Raw genomic sequence first — 11,564 nt, 5'->3', positions numbered from 1 at the left:
ACGCGCCGCAACGACACGCACAGGAAAACCGATCACGGGCCACTGTCAACCATCAGCTGGGACCGAAGTGTCAAGCATCTACCGGGACCGGACACAGCATCGAGGCACTAGCGCGGTAGAACTTTCCCTACTTCATCAAGGCTCGCTTCGCTCGCCGTCGCTCCCGGCCTCCCAAGCTGCAAGCAGTCCGATCGGAGATCGAAGGTGCCGCGCACAGCGCGGCGGCGCCGGTCGGTCGCCGCCGCGCCGCCCCTCCTTGCCTTCGTCACCGGGGCCGCGCGCCGTCGCCCGCCCGCGCCCGCAAGGGGGCGAAGACCAGGCCGGGGCTGGGTGAGACGACATAGCCAAGGTTAGAACAGCGCCTCCGGCGGGGGATCGGCCGGCACCGGGATGGAGGGGGCGCCGTTCCCGGCCGCGGGCACATCGTGGCGAGCGTGGTGGGCTCCCATCCCGTCCACCGTCGACCCAGGCAGAGCCGAGCAGACGCGGCCCATGGCGTCCAGGTCGTTCGTACAGTGGCGCGCTCCACCTGGACGCCATGAACCACGCCCGCTCCACAACGTGTGGGTCGACGGCGGACGGGATGGGAGCAGGGGTGAGTGGTGGGTTCGGTCGAGGGGGAATAGCTTCCTCCGAGAACGAGCCCTAAGGCCACTACGCATCCTCGCCGAGCTCGGCAACTCGCTTAATCCGATCCCGAATTCTTGGATCGTTGCCGATCTTTTCCGGAAGTAGCGTAGCGTCCGTCAGAACAGCGATAATCAACTGCTCTACGGTCAAACCGATTGGATTCGACAGGTCTGCACCATCCAAGTTAGCCTGCTCAAAAGAAACGCCAGTGAAGTCTGCTCCGTGAACAGTCAACTCGGAGAGATCTGAAGTCGTAAACTCGGCGCTCCGAAAATTGCAGCTATTGAAGTTTCCGCTCAGCTTTGCCCCACCCAGTGCACTCCCAGAGAATCGAGCATCACGAGCCACCACGTCCGTCAACTTTGCCATCGAAAGATTACAGCGACTGAAGTTTGCAGCCTCAAGATTCGCCTTCTCAAACGTTACCCCGCCGAAATCCACATCGACAAAACGAGAGCGACTTAGGTTTGCGCGCGTCAAGTCCGCCCTAGTCATTTCCGCGTGTCTTATATCGCATAGACTAATGTCGGCCGCGACGAACTTGGCACCAGAGAGGTCACCTCCCTCGAGGCGAAACCCCATCAAATCGGCGCCAGAGAGCTTTCGGTTTGGCAGGTTGACGCAGTGCTCAGCTCGTGGAGCAGCCCGCCCTAGCGCGCTCAAAGCCGCCTGGACATCTGGCAGCGGGCGCTTGGCCCCATCCACCCGGCCGCCATGGGCACCATCAAGGCCACCCTGTCCTCCGCGCTCTCCGACGCACTGAAGGAGGAGCTGATCGCCAAGAACTATGCGGCGCTCGTGACCCTCCCCAAGGTGACCAAGCCGCGCGCGCTCGCCTGGACCCCGCCGCGCGTGGCCCGCTGGAAACGCACCGGCGAAAAGCCAAGCCCGGTCATGGTGTGGACGCTGCAGCAGACCGCCGAGTTCCTGGATCACATCGTCGACGACCGCCACTTCCCCGCCTGGCACCTGATCCTCTTCCACGGCCTGCGCCGCGGCGAGCTCGCCGCGCTCGCCTGGGACGAGGTGGACCTGGACGCCGAGGTGATCCACATCCGCGAGCAGCTGGTGACCATCTCCCACGAGGTGCACGAGGACACCCCAAAGGCCGACAGCGTCCGCGACATCAAGCTGAACCGGGACTCGGTGATGCTGCTGCGGGCCTGGCGCGAGAAGCAGGCCACCGAGCGCGAGCAATGGACGTCGGCCGGCGTACCCGCGCCCACCGAGGCTTCCGACCGAGTCTTCACCAAGGAAGACGGCTCGGTGTACCACCCGCAGTTCTTCTCCAACCGCTGGCACCGGCTGGTCGAGCTGTCCGGGCTGCCGCCGATCCGCCTCCACGACGGCCGCCACGAGGCGGCAAGTCTGGCGCTGGCCGCCGGCGTCGCCCCGAAGGCCGTGCAGGCGATGCTCGGGCACGCGTCCCTGCGGATGACGAGCGACACCTACCAGACGGTCCTGCCCGAGATGCACGCCGCGACCGCCTCCGCGTCCCTGGACCTCGTCACCGCCTACCGGAAGGCCGAGCAGGCGGCGAAGCTCGGGCACGCCCCGGTGGAGACGGCCGACAGCTACCACGTGCAGCCCGCCCGGCCAGAGAAGGCAGCAGCCATGAAGAGGGCGATGAAGAGGCAGCGCCGCCGGGTGGCCTGACAGGCCGCGGCCTCCACTGGGTCCCACTGGGATCCGCGTGGGGACCCAGCTTGGACCCATCAGGCCCGATTTTCTGTCTCACAGGGCAGTGGGCTGGACCACGTACCGATCAAGGAAATGAGAAAGGCCCAGGCCAGAGGTTATGGCCTGGGCCTTTCCGGTAGAGCCGCTACTTGTACGTGATGTCGGACGCCGCGTACTTGCAGTATGTGCCGTCGGCGTCCGTGCCGCCCTTGGACGGCTCGGCGCCCGTGTTGTTCCCGGTGTACTTCTGGCAGGGGATGATCTTCTTGCCGGAGTCCCCGATGATGGTGATCTTCTTCAGGGAGACGCTGTCCCCGTAGTTGGTGTTGATGCCGGCGATCCGGCCGCCCTTGTAGGTGGCCTCGATCGTGTTGAGGCTGATGGTCCGCTTGTACTGCGTCTTGCAGTTGCCGCACGAGCGGACGAAGGTGCCGAAGTTCTGCACCGCGAAGTTCGACACGTTCAGCGTGCCGGCGCCGTTGAACTGGAAGACCTTGTCGCTGGCCTCCTTCGCGCCGCCGCCGGAGACGGTGTAGACGTTGGAGGACGAGGAGCCGAGGAACGTCGCGGCGTCCTCGCCGACGTCCTCCCACCAGACGTTCTGGAGCGTGCAGCTGCCCAGGCAGTGGATGCCGTCGGCGGCGGGGGAGCCGATGATGACGTTCTTCAGGACGGCGCCGGCGGCCAGTTCCAGGATCGGCTTCTGGTTCTCCTCCTGGCCGCCGGTGCCCAGGGCCCCGCTGCCGTACAGGCGCGTCATCCCGTAGTCCTTGGTGCCGGACACCGAGATGGTGGTGGAAACCGCCTGACTGCCGTTGGCGGTGGGCCAGGTGGCGGCGCTCGCCGAAGGTGCTCCTTCAGTCATGATCATGGCAACCGAGAGGCCGAGTGCGGCCAGGCCCCCGGTCAGTGCGCGCCGTCGCAGGTGCGGTCGTGCTGCGGACGTCATGTCCTTGTTCCTTCCGTGCGGTCGGGTGATGGCCGGGCGGCGGTCAGATCTTCCCGGTGCCCGCGCCCGCGGTCACCGAGGAGGCCACACCTGAGGCGGCCTCTGCCGTGTAGCTGTACGGAGGGCTGGTGAAGGTGCCGGTCTGCGACACCTCGGTCGTGGCGCCGCCGAGGTCGTTGCCCCGCAGGTTGGCGTAACCGTCCTGCTTGCTGTCCCGGTTGGTGGTGACGGCGACCGACGTGCTGCGGAAGACGTTGTTCTCGACCAGCATCTGGGCACCCATGCGCGAGTGCACGGCGGTCTCGGCGCCCACGACGTAGTTGTCGTAGAAGTGCCCCGTGCCGAAACGCAGGCTCGGGATGCGGGAGTTGACGTTGTTGAACCAGTTGTGGTGGTACGTCACCCGCAGATGGCCGGTGTCCTCGCCCGCGTTGTTGTCGCTGTGGCCGACCAGCGAGCCCTTGTAGTGGTCCTTGAAGGTGTTCCAGGACACCGTGACGTAGTCGGAGGCGTGCGAGACGTCGAGCAGGCCGTCGTAGTAGTCCTTGCCGTGGTCGCGGTCGGAGGACAGGGAGTTGTGGTCGATCCAGACCTTGGTCGAGCCCTGGACGGTGATCGCGTCCGTCCCGACGGCCTTGCTGATCTGGAGGTTGCGCACGACGACGTTGCTGACGTTCTTCAGCCGCAGCCCGCCGCCGGTGAACCCGGACGACGAACCGACGCCCAGCACCGTGGTGTTGGAGCCGATGTCGACCTGACCGCTCAGTGAGATCTGGCCGCTCACCTTGATCACCTTGGCGGTGTTGCCGGTCACGGCCGTCTTGAAGGCGCTGAGCGTCGAGACGGTCACCGCCGAGGCGCTGCCGCCGCCGGTCGTGCCGGCGCCGAAACCGACCGGTGAGCTCTCGGCGGCCCCGGCCTGCTGCGGCAGGGCGAGCACCGCGAGGGTCGCGGCCGCGGCGACGGCCGCCGCCAGAGCCGACCTGGGCGCGTGTGGACGTGAGAGGCGAGTTCGCATGCGGATGCTGTCCCTTCGGAAGGACTGGGTGGGGGGTGTATACGAGACCGAGTGAGGTCGTATACGTGAATGCCGAACATCATGTGGAACGACTCGCGTGAGCAGTGTGACTCAGAGGGCCTGAAGTAGCGCTTGCCGGTCACACTGTTGAACGGACCGTAGAGTGCAAGCGCTTTCTAGTCAACGCCTCGCGCAGGTCACATCCGGCCACTCGCGGACGGATGGTGAAAGGGGTCGGCGCTGGGTGTGGGAGCGCTTCCATGATGGCCATGTCCATGCCACCATGCAGCAGCGGCAGCCCGCCGGGGGCAGTCCCGCGCGCCTCGGGCCACCACCCGCACCCGTCCGATCGCACCCCCGCACATTCAACGGAGGACGCACGTGACACCGCCCGGAAGAACCCGCCCCGCCAGAACGCTCCGCGCCGACCTGATCGGCGTGTGCGTCCTGGTGCTGGCCCTCGGCGTCACCGTCTCGGCCGTCACCGCCCTGGTGCGTGGGCCGGACCGCGTGACCGCCGCCGACCGGCCGCCGGCCGCGGCCGCACGGCACTGGGTGAACACCTGGACGGCGATGCCGCAGCTCACCGAACCCGGCAACCTGCCGCCTGCGCCCTTCACCGGCGACCACGCCGTCCTCGTCGACACCACCGTGCGGCAGACGCTGCGCGTCTCCACCGGCGGCCACCGCATCCGGCTGCGCTTCTCCAACGCCTTCGGTGACACCCCGCTGCCCCTGACCGCCGTGACGGTGGCGCTGCCGCGCGAGGGCGCGGCCGGAGTCAGCGCCGTCGAGCCGCGTACGACCCGGAAGGTGACGTTCTCCGGGCGGGCGTCGACGACCGTGCCCACCGGGGCCCAGGTCGTCTCCGACCCGCTGGACCTCGACCTGCGCGCCGCGTCCAACCTCACCGTGACGGCGTACCTCGCCGAGGGCCAGCCCTCCCTCGCCCTCACCTCGCACCCGGGTTCGCGTACGACGTCGTACCTCGTCCACGGCGACCACACCCGGGACGCCGACCTGACCGGGGCGACCCCGGTCGACCACTGGTACCTGATCAGCGACGTCGAGGTGGAGGCCAAGGCCCCGACCCAGTCGGTGGCGATCCTCGGCGACTCGCTCACCGACGGGCGCGGCTCCACCACCAACGCCAACGACCGCTGGCCCGACCAGCTCTACGACCGGCTCCGCTCCCGCCCCGCCACCGTGGACCTCGCCGTCCTGAACCAGGCCGCCGGGGGCAACCGCGTCCTGAACGACGGCCTCGGCCCCAATGTCCTCGCCCGCCTCGACCGCGACATCCTCGCGCGCAGCGGCGTCGCCTGGCTGATCGTCTTCGAGGGCGTCAACGACATCGGCACCGCCGACGCCACCCCGGCCGCCCAGCGCCGGGTCACCGAGGACCTGATCGCCGCCTACCAGCAGATCGTGGTGCGCGCCCACGCCCAGGGCATCCGCGTCTACGGCGCCACCCTGCTGCCGTTCGGCGGCAACGACCCCTACGACGACCCGGCGGGCCTGCGGGAGAAGTCCCGCCAGGCGGTCAACGCCTGGATCCGGGCGAGCGGCCACTTCGACGCGCTGATCGACTTCGACCGCGCGGTGCGCGATCCCGCGCAGCCGAGCCGGCTGCGGCCCGACCTCCACGCCGGGGACTGGCTGCACCTCAACCCGCAGGGCTACGGGCTCCTCGCGGGGGCGGTCCCCGCGGCACTGTTCCGCCACTCCTGACACGGGGGAGGGACGGCTCCGCCGTCGGGCTGTCGGGCGCCCGCCTTGGGGGCGGGCGCCTGTCGGTCTTTCGGCTGGGGGCTCGGTGCGGCGGGTGCGCCTGTGTGGGTGGGGGTGCTTGCCGTTCCCCGGGGGCTCGCTGTCTCTCGCGTGGGTGGCTCGGCCGTCGTGCTGTCGGGCGCCGGTTTCGGGACGGGCGCCTGTCGGACTTTCGGCTGGGGGCTCGGTGCGGCGGGTGCGCCTGTACGGGCGGGCTCCTTGCCGCTTCCCGGGGCCCGCTGATGCTGGTGCGGGGGTGGGTGGCTCGGCCGTTGGGCTCTCGGGCTTCGGCCTTTCGGGCGAGGTGCCCGCGGGCCCGGCGGTGGGGTGTGCGGCGCGGTCGGTGCACTCGTAGCCGCAGGGGTGCGGGCGTCGTGCCGGGTGCCCTGTTCCCGAGCGGTTCCGCTGGTTCCGGCGCGGGGACGGGCCGGCTCCGGCCGGCATCCCGCCGGTGCCGCGGGCAGGGCGCCGGCCGTTAATCCGTCCCCGACGCGGAACGTGGCGGACGGCGGAGCCCGGTGGCGCGGACGCGACCGGTGGCGTTCTCTGGGAGAGACGGGGTGACCAGCACGCTTGTGGGCACCCGGTGGCCACGAGGAGTCGATCTCACCCCCAGGCGAGGAGAGTCATGGCTGAGCGGAAGTCGTCGTCTGCCCTTGCGGCGCCGCTGCACGGTGCGGCCTCGGTGCTGCGGAAGGTGCCCGGCGCCGAGGCGGTGGGCCGGGCCGCGCAGGGGACGCTGGACAAGGTCGGCGCGGTCTCGCCGCGCGGGCGGCGGCTCGCGGTGTACACGGGAGCCGGAGTGCTCGGCGTCGCCGGAGTGGTGGAGTGGCCGGTGGCGCTCACGGGCGCGGCCGTGGTCTGGCTCACCCAGCCCCGACCCGAACGGCCCGCCGCCGAGGAACAGACACAACAGGCACCGGAGCTGCCACCGGCCACCACCGCGGCACGCAAGCCCTCGAAGAAGCGCGGCACGGCCGCCCGGGAGACCGCGCGGGGCGCCGGTACCGACGTCAAGGAGCAGGCGTCCGCGCCGGACACGGACACCGGGCCCGACGAACCGGCGAAGACCAGGACGTCCGGGGCCGGCCGAGGCAAGTCCTCGAAGGGGCAGGCGGCGGCCGCCGGACCCCTCGGCCCGACGGCGCGGCCCGACCGCACCTCCCTCTGAGGACGCGCCATGGTGCTCGGACTGCTGACTGCCCCGTCGGCCGCTGCCCGGCTGGTCATCCGGAGGGCCGCACCCGCGGTCGGGGCCGCCGCGGGAGCGGTGGCCGGAACGGCACGGGCCGGCGTACGCGGCGTGGACGCCGCCGCGCGGGTCGTACGTGTCGCCCGCAGTGCGCTGCCCGGCACGGGCCGCCACTGGCGGTCCGGCACCCGGGCGCACCTGTCGCTGCGTTCCCTGGACCCCGAGAAGGTGCTGCGCGCGGGCGGGAAGCGACATCTGGCGCGGCACATCGCCGCGACGCTCGCCGAGCGGCCCGACGTGCTCTTCGCGTGCTGGGACGAGGGTCTGGGGCGGTTGGTCGTCGCCGTGACGGAGGAGGAGGCCGCCGACGAGGTCGTGGACCACGCGGCCGACCTCGCGGCCCGGCACGGGCTCGTCCTGGACGGCGACGATCCGGAGGACATCACACATCCGGGGGATCCGGCCGGGGTGCGGGCGGCCGCGGCCGCACTCGCCGCCGACGTGGTGGGCGTCGGCGTCGCACTGACCTCCTACGCGTTGCGCCTGCCGCCCTCACCGCGCATGGTGACCGCCGCGGTGACACTGCTGCGGGAGAATCCGCGCTTCCGTGCCGCACTGAGCGCCCGGCTGGGCAGGTCCCGCATGGACCTCCTGCTCGCCTGCGCGAACGCGGCCGCCCACGGCGCCGGCCAGACCCCCACCTCGCTGGTCCTGGACGGTGCGCTGCGCGCCGCTCAACTGGCCGACACGGTGGCCCGCACGGCCGCCTTCGACGCGTTCCACGACCAGCTGTGCGCACCCGGCCGCGTCAGCGTCGCCGCGGACGACACACCGCGCCCGCCACTGCGCATCACACCGGCCCAGGAGTACGCCAACCACGCCTCCGCCGGCAGTCTGGTGGGCGCGGCGCTGACCATGCTGGTCAAGCGCAACGGGGCCGAGGCGGCCGAGGCGGTGCTCGCCGGTTCGCCCAAGGCCGCGCGCTACGGACCCGCCGTCTTCCACGCCGTGCTCGGCACCCTGCTCGCCCGGACCGGCGTGCTGGTCCGGGCCCCGGAGCGGCTGCGGCAACTGGAGATGGCCGGCACCGTCGTCCTGCACTCGAGCGCGCTGCGCAGCGAGGAGGGGGAGGCGGACCCGTGGGTCGAACCGGTCCTGGACGCGGCACGCCGGGCCGGACTGCGGGTGGTCCTGGTGGACGATCCGGCCCTGGAGGACCTCACCGGCCTCGCCGACCAGGTCGTGGACGCCCGGCGGCCCCTGGACGACGTGGTGTACGGGCTGCGCGGCGAGGAGGGCACGGTACTCACGGTCGCCCGGATGCGCTCCGCCGACGACCACGACGTCCTGGCCGGACTGCGCGGCAGCGACCTCGCCCTCGCCCTCGTGGACGGCGACGCCGCCGTCGTCTGGGGCGCGGACATCCTCGCCCTGCACGGACTGCCCGACGTGTGGCGGGTGCTGACGGCCGTCCCGGCGGCCCGGAGGACCGGCCACCGGGCGCAGACCCTGGCCCGGTCCGGCGCCGCGCTGTCCGGGCTGCTCGTGGCCATCGGCGAGTCCAAGCGCGGGGGCGGCCGCCGTGCCATCCTGCCCGGGTTGCGGCACGCGCCGGTCGACGCCGCAGCGGCCGCCGCCCTGCTGTCCGGGACGCGTGCCGCCTTCGCCGTGGCGGCGGCGCACGCCCCGCACCCGCGACCGCGCGTGCACTGGCACGAACTCGACGCGAGGGAGACCCAAAAGCGGCTGGACCAGGAAGCGGCGGGCCGGCTCACCCCGTTCGAGTGGGCCGCCGTCCAGGTCCGCAAGGCGGTGGCCGGCATCGTCCGGAACCCGGTACTCGCCCCGGTCCGCTGGACGTACGAGCTGGGGCAGGCCGTACGCGGCGAACTGCGGGACCCCCTCACCCCGGTCCTGGCCGTCGGCTCGGCTGCCTCGGCGATCCTCGGCTCCGTGGTGGACGCCCTCCTCGTGGTCGGCGCCCTCGACCTGAACGCCCTGGTCGGCGGATTCCAGCGGCTGCGCGCCGAGCGTGCCCTGTCCGGCCTGATCGCCGAGCAGAAGCGCAAGGCGCGCATCGCGCCCCCGGACTCGCAGGCCCCGGCCGGCGCCACCGTCACGGTCGACGCCGGGAAGCTCAAGCCGGGCGACGTGATCGAGCTGAAGGGCGACGAGGTGGTGCCCGCCGACGCCCGGCTGCTGTGGGAGGACGGCCTGGAGGTCGACGAGTCCGCGCTGACCGGGGAGTCCCTTCCGGTGGAGAAGCAGACCGACCCGACCCCGCACGCCGCGGTCGCGGACCGCAGTTGCATGGTCTTCGAGGGCACGACCGTGGTGGCCGGGCAGGGCCGGGCCGTCGTGGTCGACACCGGCGAGAGCACCGAGGCCGCCCGCGCCGTGCACCTCGCCGCCCGCACGCCCCCGTCCGCGGGCGTGCAGGCCAGGCTCCAGGAACTCACCCGCAAGGCACTGCCGTTGACACTGGCGGGCGGAGCCGCGCTGACCGGTATCGCGCTGCTGCGCGGCACCTCGGTCCGCGAGGCGGTCAGCGGTGGCGTGGCCGTCGCCGTGGCCGCCGTCCCGGAGGGCCTGCCCCTGGTCGCCACCGTGGCGCAGCTGGCGGCGGCCCGGCGGCTCAGCCGCGACGGCGTCCTGGTCCGCACCCCGCGCACGCTGGAGGCGCTGGGCCGGATGGACACCATCTGCTTCGACAAGACCGGCACCCTCACCGAGAACCGGCTGCGCGTGGTGCGGGCGTCCGACGCCGACGGCGAGGTCCACGTGGTGGACGACGAGGCCTCCGCACGCACCCTGCGGTCCGCGGCGCGGGCCTGTCCGCGTCTCAACGGCGACTCGGACCGGCCGGTGCACGCCACCGACGAGGCCGTCCTCGACGCGGCCGGTCCCGACCCGGACTGGGCCGAGCTGGAAGACCTCGGCTTCGAGGCCGCCCGCGGATACGCGGCCGCCGTCGGCCGGGTCGCGGACGGACCCCGCCTGCTGGTCGTCAAGGGCGCCCCCGAGACGGTGCTCCCCGCCTGCCCCGCCCTCCCGGCCCACGCCATCGAGACCTCGCACGCCCTGGCCGGCGACGGGCTGCGGGTGCTGGCGGTCGCGCAGCGGCGGCTCGACGAGCACGAGAGCGAGGAGGACGCACTCGAACGAACGCTTGCGGGCCTGGAGTTCATCGGGCTGCTCGCGCTGTCGGACGTGCCGCGCGACACGTCCATGGCGCTCGTGAGGGGCCTGTACGAGGAGGGTGTACGGCCGGTCATGCTCACCGGCGACCATCCGCAGACCGCCCGGGCGATCGCCACCGAGCTGGGCTGGCCGAAGGACACCACCGTGGTCACCGGCGACGAACTCGCCGCCGCGGACAGGTCGGCCCGCGCCCGGATGCTGCGCGACGCCGGAGTGGTCGCCCGGGTGGCGCCCGAGCAGAAGCTCCAGGTCGTCGAGGCGCTGCGGGACGCCGGCCGGGTGGTCGGCATGGTCGGCGACGGCGCCAACGACGCCGCGGCGATCCGCGCCGCCGACATCGGCGTGGGCATCAACGCCCGTGGTTCCGCGGCCGCGCGCAACGCCGCCGACATCGTCCTGACCGACGACGACCTGACGGTCCTGATCGACGCGATCGGCGAGGGCCGCGCCCTGTGGCACAGCGTCGCCGACGCCATCGCCATCCTGATCGGCGGCAACGCGGGCGAGATCGGCTTCGGCCTGTTCGGCACGCTGCTGTCGGGCACCGCGCCGCTGTCCACGCGGCAGATGCTCATGGTGAACCTGTTCACGGACCTGTTCCCGGCGATGGCCGTGGCGGTGACCCCGAAGGAGGACCCCGAGCAGGCGCGGTCGGCGACGCCGGAGGACGCGGCGGGATCCGTTCTGGGCGAGGGGCTGATCCGGCAGATCCGCCACCGCGCCCTGACCACCTGTCTGGGCGCGGCCACGGCCTGGATGATCGGCCGCTGGACACCCGGCACCGCCCGCCGCTCCAGCACGATGGCCCTGTGCGGCGTGGTCGGCACCCAGCTCGCCCAGACCCTCCTCGACCGCCGGGGCAGCACGCTGGTCCGGGTGACGTCCCTGGGCTCCGCCCTGACCCTTGCCGCCCTGATCCAGACCCCCGGCGTCAGCCGGGCCCTGGGCTGCACCCCGCTCGGTCCGGTGGCCTGGGCCGGTGTCGCCGCGGCGATCGCCCTGGCCCTGGCCGGTCAGCGGGTCCTGCCCCGCCTGGAGGAGACCGTCGTACGGCTGCTGCCGGAGAGCGGTCCCGCGTTCGTCCGCGAGCTGGCGGCCGGAGGATGACGGTCGCGGGTCCGGTC

General features: G+C 72.0%; 7 protein-coding genes. 4 read left to right on the top strand and 3 right to left on the bottom strand.

Features of this window, described 5'->3' with window-relative positions; translation table 11 throughout:
- Positions 1-654 precede the first annotated feature (654 nt).
- Entirely contained in the window at positions 655-1,335 is a 681-nt protein-coding gene (locus tag ACIQMV_RS31775) for a pentapeptide repeat-containing protein (protein WP_402596663.1), read from the bottom strand.
- Between the two features lie 9 nt (positions 1,336-1,344).
- On the opposite strand from ACIQMV_RS31775, the gene ACIQMV_RS31770 reads away from it, so the two are divergent.
- The gene (locus ACIQMV_RS31770; protein WP_402596662.1) at positions 1,345-2,286 is read left to right on the top strand and encodes a tyrosine-type recombinase/integrase; all 942 of its coding nucleotides are present in this window, start codon (positions 1,345-1,347) and stop codon (positions 2,284-2,286) included.
- A gap of 169 nt (positions 2,287-2,455) precedes the next feature.
- Here ACIQMV_RS31770 and ACIQMV_RS31765 read toward each other — a convergent pair whose 3' ends face one another.
- Together ACIQMV_RS31765 and ACIQMV_RS31760 are read right to left on the bottom strand one after the other, a co-directional pair.
- Positions 2,456-3,259: a pectate lyase gene (locus ACIQMV_RS31765; protein WP_141363711.1), complete on the bottom strand. Its 804-nt coding sequence runs from the start codon at positions 3,257-3,259 to the stop codon at positions 2,456-2,458.
- A 43-nt stretch (positions 3,260-3,302) separates the two neighbouring features.
- Positions 3,303-4,277, bottom strand: coding sequence for a polysaccharide lyase family 1 protein (locus ACIQMV_RS31760; protein ID WP_402596661.1), 975 nt, complete (start codon positions 4,275-4,277; stop codon positions 3,303-3,305).
- Positions 4,278-4,706: 429 nt separating this feature from the next.
- Between ACIQMV_RS31760 and ACIQMV_RS31755 the strand changes: the two genes are divergently transcribed.
- The 3 genes from ACIQMV_RS31755 to ACIQMV_RS31745 all read left to right on the top strand — a co-directional run bounded on the left by ACIQMV_RS31755 (position 4,707) and on the right by ACIQMV_RS31745 (position 11,547).
- On the top strand, positions 4,707-6,008 hold the full coding sequence (locus ACIQMV_RS31755; RefSeq protein WP_402596674.1) for an SGNH/GDSL hydrolase family protein: 1,302 nt from the start codon (positions 4,707-4,709) through the stop codon (positions 6,006-6,008).
- Positions 6,009-6,675: 667 nt separating this feature from the next.
- Positions 6,676-7,218: a hypothetical protein gene (locus tag ACIQMV_RS31750; RefSeq protein ID WP_141363715.1), complete on the top strand. Its 543-nt coding sequence runs from the start codon at positions 6,676-6,678 to the stop codon at positions 7,216-7,218.
- Between the two features lie 9 nt (positions 7,219-7,227).
- Complete coding sequence (locus ACIQMV_RS31745; protein WP_402596660.1) at positions 7,228-11,547, top strand: HAD-IC family P-type ATPase; 4,320 nt, start codon at positions 7,228-7,230, stop codon at positions 11,545-11,547.
- The last annotated feature ends 17 nt before the right edge of the window (positions 11,548-11,564 follow it).

This window comes from Streptomyces sp. NPDC091412 (assembly GCF_044756885.1).
GTDB lineage: Bacteria > Actinomycetota > Actinomycetes > Streptomycetales > Streptomycetaceae > Streptomyces.
This window is presented reverse-complemented; position numbering and strand designations above follow the sequence as displayed.

Excerpts from the sequence above, each read along its gene's own strand:
- ACIQMV_RS31745 (WP_402596660.1), top strand. The coding sequence starts at position 7,228 with ATGGTGCTCGGACTGCTGACTGCCCCGTCGGCCGCTGCCCGGCTGGTC.
- ACIQMV_RS31760 (WP_402596661.1), bottom strand. The coding sequence starts at position 4,277 with ATGCGAACTCGCCTCTCACGTCCACACGCGCCCAGGTCGGCTCTGGCG.
- ACIQMV_RS31765 (WP_141363711.1), bottom strand. The coding sequence starts at position 3,259 with ATGACGTCCGCAGCACGACCGCACCTGCGACGGCGCGCACTGACCGGG.
- ACIQMV_RS31750 (WP_141363715.1), top strand. The coding sequence starts at position 6,676 with ATGGCTGAGCGGAAGTCGTCGTCTGCCCTTGCGGCGCCGCTGCACGGT.
- ACIQMV_RS31770 (WP_402596662.1), top strand. The coding sequence starts at position 1,345 with ATGGGCACCATCAAGGCCACCCTGTCCTCCGCGCTCTCCGACGCACTG.